Annotated in this window: 11 protein-coding genes; 10 read left to right on the top strand and 1 reads right to left on the bottom strand. The window is 42.2% G+C overall.

The features are described from left to right. Window positions 1-16: 16 nt before the first annotated feature. Complete coding sequence (gene miaA / locus H5715_RS04185) at window positions 17-901, bottom strand: tRNA (adenosine(37)-N6)-dimethylallyltransferase MiaA (RefSeq protein ID WP_075188067.1); 885 nt, start codon at window positions 899-901, stop codon at window positions 17-19. An 827-nt stretch (window positions 902-1,728) separates the two neighbouring features. Here miaA and H5715_RS04190 point away from each other — a divergent pair. The 10 genes from H5715_RS04190 (at window position 1,729) to H5715_RS04235 (ending at window position 14,752) form a co-directional block, all read left to right on the top strand. Beyond that, window positions 1,729-2,355 carry a MotA/TolQ/ExbB proton channel family protein gene (locus tag H5715_RS04190; protein ID WP_075188066.1) on the top strand — a complete coding sequence of 209 codons (627 nt, stop codon included), beginning with the start codon at window positions 1,729-1,731 and terminating at the stop codon, window positions 2,353-2,355. A 2-nt stretch (window positions 2,356-2,357) separates the two neighbouring features. After that, window positions 2,358-2,879, top strand: coding sequence for an ExbD/TolR family protein (locus tag H5715_RS04195; RefSeq protein WP_075188065.1), 522 nt, complete (start codon window positions 2,358-2,360; stop codon window positions 2,877-2,879). Between the two features lie 34 nt (window positions 2,880-2,913). Continuing rightward, window positions 2,914-3,456 carry an ExbD/TolR family protein gene (locus H5715_RS04200; RefSeq protein ID WP_075188064.1) on the top strand — a complete coding sequence of 181 codons (543 nt, stop codon included), beginning with the start codon at window positions 2,914-2,916 and terminating at the stop codon, window positions 3,454-3,456. Between the two features lie 297 nt (window positions 3,457-3,753). Further along, complete coding sequence (locus H5715_RS04205) at window positions 3,754-4,074, top strand: hypothetical protein (RefSeq protein WP_139309941.1); 321 nt, start codon at window positions 3,754-3,756, stop codon at window positions 4,072-4,074. A 22-nt stretch (window positions 4,075-4,096) separates the two neighbouring features. Then, window positions 4,097-6,601, top strand: a complete 2,505-nt coding sequence (locus H5715_RS04210) for an AgmX/PglI C-terminal domain-containing protein (protein ID WP_075188062.1) — start codon at window positions 4,097-4,099, stop codon at window positions 6,599-6,601. An 11-nt stretch (window positions 6,602-6,612) separates the two neighbouring features. Then, complete coding sequence (locus tag H5715_RS04215; protein WP_075188061.1) at window positions 6,613-7,320, top strand: outer membrane beta-barrel domain-containing protein; 708 nt, start codon at window positions 6,613-6,615, stop codon at window positions 7,318-7,320. Window positions 7,321-7,325: 5 nt separating this feature from the next. Then, window positions 7,326-8,852, top strand: a complete 1,527-nt coding sequence (locus H5715_RS04220) for a hypothetical protein (RefSeq protein WP_185906597.1) — start codon at window positions 7,326-7,328, stop codon at window positions 8,850-8,852. Next, window positions 8,849-12,307 carry a tetratricopeptide repeat protein gene (locus tag H5715_RS04225; protein ID WP_075188059.1) on the top strand — a complete coding sequence of 1,153 codons (3,459 nt, stop codon included), beginning with the start codon at window positions 8,849-8,851 and terminating at the stop codon, window positions 12,305-12,307. The genes H5715_RS04220 and H5715_RS04225 overlap by 4 nt, the downstream gene beginning before the upstream one ends. Continuing rightward, window positions 12,294-13,688 carry a hypothetical protein gene (locus H5715_RS04230; protein ID WP_075188058.1) on the top strand — a complete coding sequence of 465 codons (1,395 nt, stop codon included), beginning with the start codon at window positions 12,294-12,296 and terminating at the stop codon, window positions 13,686-13,688. Before H5715_RS04225 ends, H5715_RS04230 begins: the two co-directional genes overlap by 14 nt. Before the next feature lie 188 nt (window positions 13,689-13,876). After that, complete coding sequence (locus H5715_RS04235) at window positions 13,877-14,752, top strand: thrombospondin type 3 repeat-containing protein (RefSeq protein ID WP_075188057.1); 876 nt, start codon at window positions 13,877-13,879, stop codon at window positions 14,750-14,752. Window position 14,753 lies beyond the last annotated feature (1 nt).

The raw sequence follows: 14,753 nt of genomic DNA on the forward strand, positions 1-14,753 counted from the left end.
CTCTGGGAGTCCAGCTTCAGGGCAGGTTATGGCCATCAAGCCATTCGATCTTTGTGCCTTTTCGCTCCATTCGTCTAAACCATTTTTCCTGTTGTTTACAAAAGGTGTGAATGGCGGAATTGAGCTTCTGGTACATGTCGTTGCGATTAATTTCTCCCTTTAAGTACGCAGCCACAAAACGGTATTCCAGGCCATAAAAATGCAAGGTTTCCCAGCTGACGCCTTGTTCGTGAAGCTGCGCGACTTCTTCGATTAACCCTTGCTCAAGTCGCTGTTTGAGGCGGAGGGTAATACGCTGCCTTAATTCCTCTCGGCTCCATTTAATACCGAAGATAATGGGATTTATCTTCGGAAGAGCTTTGGTGGGGGAGGGCGCGTTCCTTTCAGCATCTGCGATTTCTATTGCACGCACTACGCGCGCGCGCTCAATTAGATCTGTTGTGTTATGAGGCGTTGGATTCAGTTCGATCAAATACTGAACAAGTTGCTCGTGGGTTTTGTCGGCCAGCGTTTTTCTGAGCACCTCATTTATAGGTGCATGAGTGAACTGATACTGCTCGATAATTGATTCAAGGTATAACCCGGTACCACCGACGAGAAATGGCAGCCGGTTGTTCTGGTGTATGGCGTTAAATGCCGCGCAAAAAGCTTGTTGAAACTCAAAGACATTAAATTCGTATCCCGGGTCGACAATATCAATCAAATGGTAAGGGGTATCACCATATTCGTCCAGGTCCTTACCACTGCCGATATCCATACCTCGATACACTTGCCGTGAGTCTGCCGAAATTATTTCGCCATTGTTTTCCCGCGCTAGCCGCACGCCGAGTGCCGTTTTGCCCGAAGCGGTTGGGCCGAGTACAACGACCAGGTTAGTGTTCGGTGGTATATAAATAGCCATTTATCAATATTTAGTTGGTTTATAGTTTTGTGTAGCTAGCGTCTTGGAGCGGTTAAAAGTCACTATTCTCAGCAAAGCTTCTACCTATGCTGTGTTTCTGAGGCTTCCTCCCTAGGGGATAGGGGAGTGACCTGCTTGTACATGCGGGCCCTAGCGCTGGTAGCCCGATATTGTCGACGGGAACAGCTCAAAAGTCTACACCCGTGGCAGTATTGAGGCTGACAGGAGATGTCGATGACAAATTTGAAGGTTGTCGAGAAACCTTTACGAAAACCTTTCTTTCGCATTATTCCTAACTTTTAAATAGATGGATAACAGCATTATTGATAATGATGCGCGCAGATTTGTATGTGTCGACGATATCTGAATCTTTAGGTGGTGCTGGACGCAAGCAATAAGTGCACTGCAGAATTATAGAAAGTACTGGTCCATAAATTTGTACGCAGTGGTGGTGTCGACATGTTTTCCAGTGTAAAAAAATATCGATTTTTTTACACGGTGGTATGTCCAAATACGATCGGGGAAAATATAGTCATATAAAGTAGATTCGATCGGATCGTTTTAGATGGGTGTTTAATAATTGAAGTGCTTTAATCCACCTACAAAAACTTTGTTTACAAGCTAAATAATAGCTTGAGTTACCGCGTTGCACTTCGTTTTTGATTACAGTCAAGCGCTAGACTTACTCGCTTCACACTTTTACATCTGATCACAGATTACGTTCTTTCATTATTTTAATCTCTGCAAAATCGTTTCTTTCTACGAAACTAATCTTGTGTGAAGACAAGATTGGATTTTTACCAATTTTTACATTTAAGGGGTAGACAATGTTTTCGGCCTTCACTAATGGCGGAATTTTTATGTATGTCATTCTTTTTACATCGGTTGGAGCCCTAGCACTATTTTGTGAGCGAGCGTTCCATTTATATCTTCGTCTTGGCTTGAATATAGATAAGGCGTTTAAACGTGTCCAAGTTCGTTTGGACAGCGATAACTATCAACAGGCTTTTGAAGAGGTTAATAGGTTTTCAAAGCATCCTCTTGGTAGAACATTAAAAACGGGATTACTCAAGGCTGGAAAACGTGATAAGGAAATCGAGCAGGCACTACAGGAGAGCATCCTTAAAGAAATCCCTATGATTAAGGCGCGAATAAATTATCTTAGTATGTTTGCCAATATAGCGACGCTTCTCGGTTTGTTGGGTACCATTGTGGGGCTTATTACGGCTTTCTCTGGCGTTAGTGAGGCAGCAGCAGCAGACAAACAGCAAATTCTTGCTTCCGGTATTTCCGTAGCAATGTTCACAACGGCGTTTGGTTTGATTGTTTCTATACCGTGTCTAGTTGGGTTCTATCTCCTGAATAATCGCTGTGACTATATTATCGATAAACTCGATGAAAAGGCTCTGGGCTTATTTAATATTCTGTCTAATATGAAGCGGAAGAGCGCGTAGTTATGTCTGCGCTAGGTTCAAGACGAAAACGAACTGACCCAGATGTAGAAATCAATATGGTGCCTATTATGAATATGTTTTTGGTGCTGATCCCGTTTCTACTTATGTCGTCTAGTTTTTTAAACTTGAAAGCGATTGATGCTTCAGTTCCGGTACGCTCCGAATCCAGTGTTAGTCAGGATAAAACTAAAGAAAGTGATATTGTGGTAACGGCTGTTATTAAGTTGAACTATAAGGAAATTCGAATTTCAGTGACATCGGATGAGCTTACAGAAATACAACTCAGTGAGCTGGATAAGAAAATTGAATGGAAGAAAGAGCGTGACGATAAGATGGTGATACGTCTTTCATCAGCTCTACAAAATATAAAAGCGAAGTACCCGAAAAGTAATACGATTATTCTTTCTCCCGGCGACGATGTTGTTTATGAGGATATAGTCAATGTTATGGATGTGGCGAGAACGCTCGGTGACCAGTCGCTATTTCCGATAGTTGTTGTTTCTGGAGAGGTCTCTTCCGGTTAAAAGGAAGTTTGCGAAAAAAATTGAGGTGTACTAAATGTCCTTAGGTAACACATTACGAAATAGGGATGAGTTTGTTCCGCCGAAACTGCAGATTACTGCGATGATGGATATGTTTACAATCATCGTATTTTTTCTATTGTTTTCGTATGCAGAAAGGCCGGATGAGGTTGAGTTGACCTCTGATATTAATCTGCCTGTATCAAATACCCAGCGAGACTACGATAACACCATAAAAGTATTTCTGTCCGTTGGGGAGTTGAAAATAGACGATGAAGTTGTTGCCAGTATAGTGGAAGAAAAAATATCTGGATATGATCCCGAGCATCCACGCAATAACAATATTTACAGGGTGCTGGAAAAAATACGCAATGACAGGCTTAAGCTACAGAAAGAGATGGTAGTAGAAGAAATCGGTGAAGAGCTTGCCGTGAATGCGGTAGCGAAGAGCGCACAAAAGTCTCAAGTCTTGTTTTTTTGTGATAAATCGGTTCCGTTTAGAGTTATTAACACAGTAATGAAAACAATTGGGATGGCAGGATATCCGAATATGCAGTTTGCCGTTACGGGAGAACGCTAGCGCTGCGTAATGAACTGTTTGTAAAACAGTGGTTGGAAGTTCTGCGTGAAGAAAACTATTGGGTCTATTTGTAGGGAAAGGGATTGTTGGGTTAACCGTTCAGAATGATAGGTTTTTTATACATAATTTAATGACTAATGTAATGAATGGGATAAATGTAGGGTTGTAACCGCCCCAATTATCTATGGTGCTAGAGCTTTTTGTTTAGAAAGTATCAGGATCGATGATTATTTTACACGAGTGACCGACACGGTGCAGTGTCTGGACGATCCAATACCTTTAGTAAAGGGTGAATCAATGTCTGTAGGAAAGCGTGAAAGGCTATTATGCCTATTTGTGATGATGCTGCTTATTCCGGTAGGAGGCGTCGTTGCACAGGAAGAAGACAAGAGTCAAGAGAGCCGCATAGATTTTGGCAATGCCTATATCAAGGGCCAGTCTATAACGTCGGGCGCGGTTTATTTAACCAATCGAAGAAAGAGCGCGATAAAAAGTCTATTGAAAACTCGGGAAAGTTATCGTTATGAAATCGTCAAGGATTTTTACGGTGGTGAAGTTGAGATAGTAGAATCAGAAATAAAACCCGAAGTAGAACCCGATCGTAAATCAGACAAATGACCGATCGAATAGGATTGATGTAATGCCTGCAAGAGATAATACCGCGTCAGATATTCCTGTAATTACAGATTCGATGCTATGTAGCGTCGATATTGATAGCGACACTGTGCTGAGTGGGTCAGAGGTGAAGGATAAGGACCAAATAATTCGCGAGCTGGTTGCGCAGGTAAAAAAGCAGCATCGTATTATTCACCGTCTTAATGAAAAACTACAGCCTGATAATAAGGAAAAAGGTCGTCGTAGTAATAAGATTTCAGGATCTGATCGAAACGACATAGATTCGAAATATCTTGAGTCAACAATAAAAGATAAACTAATCAATCGCATACATGAAAATGTAGAGAAAAAGCAAGTTAAATTGAAGAAAAGATTTGGCAAGTTGTCATCTCTATTATCTGGAGCGACAAAAAAAGATGATGCGTCTCTTGATAAAACGTTTGTAGATGTAAGTGAATTCCCTGGAGAGCTGCGAAGAACTTTGGATGAGCAGTTTAAAGATGAGGTCGTCAGACAAATTAAAGATGATTTGCGAAAGGAGCTGATGGCTGAATTAAAAAAAAATGACAACCTTAGGCGTAATCAGAAAGATGTCTTTTCTAGGAGTGAAGATTTAAGTGAAAATAAGAAAAAAGAGGTGTTGCGTAAAACGAGGAAAACAGAACTAAGGTCCGCTGAGAAAACGGGTTTATCCGGTATAAAAAAAGAGGCGTTGAAATCTCCAGGAAATCTAGATTCTGAAGGGGTTGTAGCGGTCGGTGGCGACAAAAAAAGTCATAGAGATTCTGTTAAAGGGGAGACTCGTAATAAAGATAAAGAAATGTCCGGTTGTTTTGTGAGCTCGACGGAAAAGATGGTATCGAAATATGAAGCAGAAAAGAAGGGAAAAACCACATTAAATATCAAGGATATATCATCAAAAAATTCAACTGCTGCGGGAATCCTTGAAGCCTCAATCGAGTCACCGCATGCAGTCACGCCAGTTTGTAAAGACTTCGTAGTCGCGGCGCAGCCTAGATCAGAAAAGGCTGCTAGCTTACCTTCTTTCCCTTTTGTCGATAGGCTCGTTGATGCTGAGGATGTCGATGACGAGGATGATGAAGTCGATAGCGAGCGTCTTTTCTCCCTTACCAAAATATTAGACTCGAGCCCCTACAAAGGTCGCAAGGACGGCAATGCTCCGGCTATGATCGAAGTTGCTCGAATTCATCGGGGGGAGATAAAAGATCTACAACATATAGCATTAGGTAGCAGTTATTCGGCGTGTGTTGGCGGCAAAGAGCTAAAAATCGCTCGTAATGGTAGAGATAACCGTTGCCAGATATTTTATTCCCAACGCCACTTTCGTGGTTCTGTCGGTGATTACGATAGTAAAAATAGTGGAGGAGCAGATGCCAAGTCGCTACCATCGAGTAATTCAAAAAAACAGATACGATATACGCTTCCAACGAATAAGGTAGTATTTTTGAAAGCCGGGAACGATGAATATCGTATGCGGATCGTTCCTACAAGTATTTCCTGTAACATTCCCGATGAAAGTCCGCCCTCAGGAAAGCGCTTTAAGCATTTTCTACAATATTCTGCATTATTCCATGTGTTTGTAATAATTATTGTAAGTCTAGTGTATTCGCTAACTAACAAAGAAATAGAGCTCAAAGAAGAGCCGAGATTTACGCAGGTCAGCTTACAAGATTTTAATAAAGTGTCGCCGACACCGAAGCCGAAAGCCAAGCCCCCTGCTGATTTAAAAAACGTGAAGCAAGATAAAGTTGAAAAGCCAAAACCAGCTAAGGGAAAAAATGTAAAAGTTACAAAAAAACCAGAAAGTCATTCCCCCAAACCAAAAAATGCAGGTGGCGGTAGTAAGAATGGAGGAAATATCAAAAAACGCGATGTAAAAAGCTCTGGATTATTGGCGGCTCTAGGTACCAAGAAAGGAAGGCAGCCAGGTAAAATCCAGGCGCTTGCCACTATAAGTAGCATTGACGCAGTTTCAACGTTGGATAGCGAGTCCGCAGTACTAAAAGTTGGAGGCCTTGCGGCCAAGGTAAAAGGAGCGCGTATTGAAGTTGCGACTGGGGGGCTAATCAATACGAGTGGCTCTACCAAGGTGCTACGTAGCGGAGGTGCAGAGGGCGACGGCAGTATTGCAGCGCTTGAAACAGGCGTTACGGGTAGTCGAGATGTGCGTGGTAAAGTTTCTGCAACGTTGACACGTAAGGTGAATATAAGCGGTGGTTTAAGTCGGAACGAAGTTAAGCGTGTCATCGACGCCCATATGGATGAAGTTGTCTATTGCTATGAAAAGACATTGCTAAGTACTCCGGGTTTGGCCGGAAAGGTTGTTTTTGAATGGAAAGTGTTGCTTTCCGGTCGTGTGGGTGCAGTTAACATTAAGTCATCTTCCTTGCGCGCCAATGAAATTCATTCCTGTATAAAGAGTGCTATCAAAAGTTGGCAGTTTCCGCAGCCTACAGGCACGTCTGTATTTGTTTCTTTCCCATTTATTTTTGACTCGGTCGAATTCTAAGGAGCCGGTAAATGCGTTTTATACGAACTGCTGTTTTTTCAATCGTCGTGCTTAGCGGCTCTCCGTGGGCCTTATGCGATGAAAACGATAGGTCGGATGTTCCAGAGGTAACGATTATTCAAGAAAGGATTTTCGACAAAAAGAACGAGGTAGGACTGTCTCTTGGGTATTTGCCTGATGACAACTTTTACGAAGCGTTTCCAGTAACGATAAATTATATCCATCATTTTGACGAGCACTACGCTTGGGAGGTTATCCGAGCAAGCTATATGTTGAATAACGAGCGCGATATTAAGCGGGATCTCGAAGAAAATTTTGGCGTTACTCCATCAACGTTCGACGAATTTGTTAGTCATATAGAAACCAGCTTTATCGTTAAGCCAACTTACGGGAAGGATTCTTTGTGGAATAAATTAATTCTTAATCATGAGGGGTACTTTTCTTTTGGGGCGGGTGTGGCTACATACGAAAAAAAGTTTAGCTATGATTCTCCGCAGCAAGAATCGGCACTTACGGTGAGCGTTGGCATTGGGAGGAAATATTTTTTTAATAGATCAGTCAATATTAGTTTAGATCTTAAGGAGATTGTTGTTTTTAAGGAAGATACAACGGAAAGCTCTGTCTATATGGGTGTAGGGTTCAATTATAGATTCGACCTATTTGGATCGATGAGGAAAATTGATGAAGAAAGCTCTTCCATTTATAAGTATTTGAACTGATGACTATGTTTTCAATCGATCGTTTTACCGTTAGTGTATTGTTAGTATTAGCTATTTCCTCTCCGGTAAAATCCCAGAGTATAGGGCCTGTCGGTACCCCGCTTTTGGAGACTACTGTAGAGCTATCGATCGATGAGCAAGAACAGCTGGATGAAGAAAAGAAGCGTCTATTCAAAACGGGTCAAGACAAATTTAACAACAGAAAATATATGGATGCTCTAATAGCTTTCTATCTGTATATGAAAGCGGCTAATTCTAGCGATGAGAATTATGAATGGGCGTATTTTTTCTATGGCGTATCACTCGAAAAGCTGGGATTTTCGCATGCGGCAGTAGATACATTTACCGATATCGTTACCGAAAAACCAAACACAAAAATCGTAATTTATATTCTTAGTTACTTTGATATGATTTCACGGAAGCAACCATTTGATCAGGAGTTGTTGATTGCGCAGGCGCTTAATAGCACTGATTACGGATTTATCGAAGACGATCTGTCGGCTTTAGTGCACTATCACCAGGGCGTATACGATGCGCGTTCTGGATTGGCGGATTGGTCTAACAGCCATTTTGAAAAAATCCCAGCGGGCTCGGTTTACTTCGGGCACTACCTCTACCATAAAGCCGTTGAAGCGATTATTCGGGACGAAATTGGTGTTGCAGAGAAGACCTTAGATCAACTATTGGCGCTCCCAGGATTGGATTCAAAGCTTAAGGATACCGCTCATTGGTCTAGTGCGAGATTGTTGTTTGAGCATAGGGAATACAAAAAGGCAATTGAGCACTACAAAGCGATTAAAACACCAGTAAACGAACAAGCTTCTTTTTTGCTTGAGAGGGCATGGAATCAATATGGGCTGCAAAATCCACAGCGAGCAATGGGTTTGCTTTACGCATTTGACGCCCCGAATTTCGAGCGTTATTTTACCCCTGAGATGTTTATTTTGAAATCGCTAATTTATAAGAGCTTGTGCAATTACGAGTCCACGTTGTCGACTGTAGATGAATTTTACACGCGTTATCAGAAAGCACTCGACGCGGTTTATGACCGTAAAGCTGCCGCTGACCCGGAATCTGAAACGCTTTTATTACTTGTTTTGAATGATGAGGTGATCAAGCGCCAATGGAGATTCGTTAGGCTACTAGAAAATGAAATTGAGCTGTTAAAGGAGGTTGACGATCGAGGTCTACGTGAGCATCTGAAAAATATCTATCAGTTGAAGGTTGAAAAAGTTGCAAAAAAAATTCGCATTAACGTCGATGCGGAGTACGAGAGGCTTGCAAATAATTTGCTGGAGTATGAAGAAAATATCAACCTAGTTCGTTATGAGGCTGGAGTTGACAGGTACCAAAGCGCGACACTGCTACGTTATAGAGGACATGAAAATATACGAGCTGGAGCCGAAACTGATCGCAGTAAAGTAATTTACCCCTTTCAGGGTGAATTTTGGAATGATGAATTTGATGACTATAAGGTTCATATAGCAGACGAATGCAACAACGAGCAGGAATGGGAGGTGTTTTTTGAATGAACAATAATATCTTAACGAGAGTTATTGGCTTCTTAAAGTGCCTAGGTTTTTTATCCTTGTTGTTGAGTGTTTTTTCCTGCTCGTCGCATTCATTCTTCAGGCTCGCCGGGGAAGAGTCTCCCGAGCTTGAATTGGAGTTGAAACGGGACGATACCGAAACAAGTAAATACGGTTTTCAAAAGGAAGACCAAACCGTTGAAGAACATACGCTTATAAAACGCTTTGAGCTGGATAAAAGCAATTTAGATCATGCCATTACAAATACTAAAGATCTAATATCTAAGTCTTATGACCGGCCATTTCTTCCTGAACTATATATTCGCTTGGCGGAACTCTATACTGAGAAATCCCGTGTCGTATTTTTTTTGCGCCGTCTGGAAATGGGGGAGCGTGGAAAAACACGTGAAATTAGCAGTTTGGAAGCGACAGGTTTAAAAGAAAAAGCGATTGAAACCTATCTTCAAATTGCCAGTCATTATCCCGAGTTTGAAGAACTCGATAAGGTCCATTTCTATTTGGCTCACGAGTTTCGTGAATTAGGTAAATATTCTGAAATGGTTGATCAGTACGAATCCATTTTGAAAGAGTTTCCCTTTAGCGAATTTGTTCCAGAGTCGCTCCTTCTTTTGGGTGATCACGCCTACGAAGAAAAAAATATTGACCAGGCTCTCGGATACTATCTTAACGTACTGCAGTATCCGAAAAGCTCTGCTGTGGTTATAGCGCGTTACAAACTTGCTTGGGTACATATTAACAAACGAAACTATAGCCAGGCTTTGGATCTGTTTGAGCAATCAGTTAAAAATAGGATCTCGCCTTCTACCGTAGATGTTGATACTTATAATCGTGTCGATATTCGTCTTGAGGCATTGGCAGATATGGCTTACACCTATAGCCAAGTCTATAAAGAGACTAAGCCAGGGGATGATTCAAAATATTTTAAGGATATCGCTTGGTCACGTAGGTCTTATATTATGGTAATGGAAAAGCTTTCGAAACGGTACATGATTAAGCATAAATGGGACAATGCAGCATATATATATCGCGAATTGTCTGAGATTCAATTCGATGGTGATAAGCTACTCCAGTACACAGAAAATCTATATACCTGTGTACTGGAGTCTAAGAATTTCAATAACTCCGACAAAGATGTAGCGCTTATAGTCAAAGCATTAGAACAAAACGTGTACTCGGTACATGTTGATGAAAAACATAAATTGTTGACCGATTATGAAGTTTATGCACGTGATGTGGCGACACGTTTACATGAAAAAGCTAAACGTACTAGGAGTCTAGACGATTACTTATTAGCGGCGTCCGTATATGAGGAATTTCTCAATTTCTTTGATGCGAGCCCAAAATATTCAGAGATGAAAATAAATTATGCAGAAAGTTTATTTGCCGGCGGTGATTTTACTCGCGCAGGTAAAGTGTATGAGTCTATTGCCCTACATACTGATGATATAAAAAGCAAACACGATCCTTTATATAGCGCTGCGGTGGCTTATTACACCGCACTCGACGACAAGGAAAACCTTAATTATTACGAAATTGCCTTTTCTCAAGATGGACTTCGAGATGTGGGGCAGGCCTATGCATCCCTTTATCCCGAGTCCAGTAAAGTCCAGGATATTCTGTTTAACATTGCGCGTATTCAGTACGACAAAGGTGAGTTCGATGATGCTATTCAGGAGTTTTCCTCCTTTGTAAAACGCTACCCTAATGGTGACAATGCCAACGCAGCTGTTGAACTCATTATGGATGCGTTAAACCTGACGGAGAACTACGGAGGGCTGGTCGATTTGCAACAAGAGTTGGCAGGGATCCCAAAACTAGATTCGAGTGTAAAGCAGAAATTAGTAAAAATAGGGAAATCTGCTCAGGCAAAAATAATTCAGGAGATGGTTGTTGAGTCCATAAACGACTGGGATTCAGGAAAGGATAAGTTACTCAGCTTCGTCGACAATAGTAAAACCGCAGGGATGGGTATTCAAGCGCTTAATGCATTGTTTGTCTCGAGCGAAGAGCATGGCGATATCGAAACCATGCATATAGCGGGGCAAAATATTATAAGCCGATTTCCCCGAACAGAGAATGCGGAGAATGCCCTTAAAGCACTTATTGATCTGTCTTTGACAACGGCTCAGTATCGTGTCCTGGCAGATTACCTCGAGCAATATGTCCAGCAATTTCCGAAGTCAGAAAACGCCAGTGACTTTTTATTTCAAGCAGGCCAGATACGCGGAAATCTGAAGCAGACATCCCTGGCAATAAATATCTATAGAAAACTACTCGATGGTTACCGTCTTGATAAGGAATATCGTGAGAAAGTGGTTCTAGCTCTAATCACGGAACACAATGCAAACGGAGAAAAAGAATCTGCTTACAGAGTGATGGATCGTTACAAAAGTTCAATTAACTCAAAGACTTTGAACGCGGTTGGTGCTGAGCTTTCATACTATACAAATCGTACAGGTTCAACACAGAGCTATATGCGTAAAGCTCGAAGAAATATTTCGCAAGGAGAAATTTCTAACGACTATTTCGAACCTCTTGGTAGAACTGCCTATGGCCTCGCTAATCGTTCTTACGACCGGTTTATGAAATTGAAGTTAGGCACAGAGATCGACAACAGTGTGGTTACGGAAAAAACCAAACTGCAGGAACAGCTACAGAGCGAGTATATATCCGCCATTAATTTTAAGTCTCCACGCTGGTCCATTTTGTCTTGTTACAGGCTTTACGAGATAAATAGTGAATATGCACTTTTTTTGGAGACTGCACCAGATCCCGAGGGGTTTTCAGCTGAAGAGATAACACAGTATAAGCAGATAATCTACGAAAAATCGCTAGAGTATAAAAATGAAGCCGTACAATACTTAAATACCGGGCAGGAGCTTGCAAAGCGGATTAGACCATTTGACAGGCAAATAGCACTTTACAATCCAGATGTTGGTTCGACGGACGTACGAAATAAGACGTTTTTAACAAGATCTAAACAGAAGCAAATAGGCCTGGAATCTCTTAAAGAAAATAGAATTAGGGCGGTTTATGATTCTCTATACCGAAATCCGGACGATGTAGATGCGCTTCTATCTCTGGCAAATATCTATAAACAGCGTGGTGATTTTGGCCAGGCAATTGTGGTTGCGAAAAAATTGTTGGCAGAGCAGCTGAAGCTAGGTAGGCATCGTCGTGCGGAGGTGTATGCGTTAATGGGCGTGGTGTATATCCATTTTGGTGAAGATGTACTTGCGAGCGAAGCCTTGCAAAAATCGTTGGATATTGACAGCGCCAATTATTCAGCCGCGGTAAATCTCGCGGGCCTATATTATCACTATGGTTATGAGGGTTATGCGAATAGTGTTTACAGCAAGAGGGTAGGACTGAAAAGTAAGGGCGATGAAGCGCTAATCCTCGCTCGAGCGGAGGGGTTTTTCAATGCTCCAGATTAATTGGCCTGTGCTTGCTTTTATTGTCGAACTTCTCGGTTTATTAATGATGGTTTCTTGTGGTGGCGGTTCTAGTCGTGACAAAACTGAAGTGCAGCCTGAAATTGTTCAAAGCCCGTGGTTAAAAACTGCGATTATGCGCGTTACTGATGGCGGCTTGTTAAGTGCTAATGTGGCGGCTGTTCCAGACCACCTATACGAAAGTTTGATCCACTTTGTCTATATAGTCGATGCTGATGATGGCAGTGAAGCAGAGTCTCCCCCCCCGAATGAATATACCCTGCGACATTTGGTTTGGGACACTAGCGCAAGTGATGGGAAGAATATTGTATCTACTGATGACATCGTTACTCTGGATAACACTCTGGAGTTTGATCTAGAGATTGATGAAAGTAACACGCTTTATGCCGCATACAGAGGAGGGAATAAAGCTCACTGTAATACTAAGCAATCTGACACCATGGTGGCGGTAAAAGCTGTAGGTGATGACCAATGGCACGAATATGTTGGCGCTATCGGTTATTCCGGGTCTCGTAACCCTGCGTACACCGATGGTGACGCAGGAGACTACCCGAGTTTGGCAATTGATAATCTTGGTAACGTGCATATCGCATTTCAATTTTTTTGGGAAGGCTGTGATTCGAATAACGCTCTGCACCCAGACATATTGTATGTCCTAAAGCCTGCTGGTTCTTTTGATAGTTTTAGCATTTCCGATGAAGAACCAGTTGAAGGTAATGATTATGAGGAAACAAATTATCAAAATGCTGTTGGCTATCACAATAGTCTAATTTTGGATGCGGAAGAAAATCCGGCCATTTTTTATGGCGCTCGTGAAGTCAATTATAATGAACATGGTCTACGCCTAGCTCGACGTAATAATGGGACTTGGTCCACCGAATGGGTGGATCGTGGTTGTTTCATCGGCGATGTGTCCGCCGCAATTTCTCACGAGGGTAACTTGGCTGTTGCGTATTATGTTGACGAGTGTACCGAACACCTCAGCTACACGGAAGATGATGCTCATGCGTTACGATTTGCTGTTTACGTTGATAATGAATGGCAAGTGCATACGGTTGATGAAGCTACCAAAGCTGGAACCCATACCCAATTAACCTTCGATCGATTGGGGGCTCCCGCAATTGTTTATTACGAGACAGAATCCTACGGAATAGGCTCTCAACGTGATCTCTATAATTTAAAACTCGCTCGATTTGAATCCGATAGTAATAGTTGGTTTAAACAGCGTGTGTCCGAAGCCGGGGATATTGGAGTGTTTAATTCTCTTTGGTTTGATGCTGACAATAATACTTATATTAGCAGTTTTTCAAAAACGGATAGTACAATTTATCTCTTTACAGAAATAGAACTTACCGACAGTTAATGAGAGTGGAATTTCTGTATCGTTTATGGGTGTGTAAATTGTCAAAATGTTAAGAAAATATGTCAATTTTTTAGATTTAGATTCCAGTTGTTGGGAAAGAGGTGAAACGGAAGGTACTGTTTGCATAATATTCGTAGTACGTATTTTGGCTGGCAGGTAATAAAAATATTGGGTTACTGGAGGTTAGAGTGAATAAGTTTATAAAGTCACGTTTATTGGTCGGATTCGCTTCCGCCATTATATCAATTTCCGCTATAGCGGGTGTCTACACGGATGAAGGTTATCTTGATGATAGTGGTGTGCTTTGGGTGCGTTACGTCGACCAGAGCGGAAACGTTTTTTATCGGGATATTGACGGGCGCATTCTTGAATGTGGATCTGACTGCGGTGCGCCTCCAACGGGTGGCGTTGGTGGCGGTGGCGGCGGCGCGTTGGTGTTGGTTGCCTTAACCATTGGCCCGATACAGCAAGCTGATGACGATTTTGATGATGACGGTTGGAATGATCCTCAGGATAACTGTCCGCACGACGCGAATTTAGATCAGGATAATTCCGATGGTGACCGTCATGGAGATGCTTGTGATAACTGTTCTGGGATTGCCAACTTTTATCAGGAGGATGTCGATAATGATGATATTGGTGATGTCTGTGACAGTGATATCGATGGTGATGGAGTCGAGGGTTCCGGTGTGACTGACAATTGTTCCTATATCGCTAACATAGATCAGACGGATCGTGATGGCGACGGCTTAGGGGATTTGTGTGATGACGACGATGATGCCGATAGCATTCCAGATGCGATAGACAACTGTCCCGGAGTGGCGAATACCGAGCAAGCGAATACTGATTTCTATCTCGTCGGCGATGTGCACGGCGATGCGTGCGATAACGACTTCGATAACGACGGGTTTAATCTGTCCGTCGACCTCTGTCCTAATGCTCGCTCGGACCAAAATAACGATTCCGATGAGGATGGTATAGGGAACGTATGCGATAACTGTCCGTCAACTGCGAATGCGGACCAACTTGATAGGGATAATGACGGCCATGGCGATGCCTGTTAGG

This window comes from Teredinibacter haidensis, from assembly GCF_014211975.1.
Lineage (GTDB): Bacteria > Pseudomonadota > Gammaproteobacteria > Pseudomonadales > Cellvibrionaceae > Teredinibacter > Teredinibacter haidensis.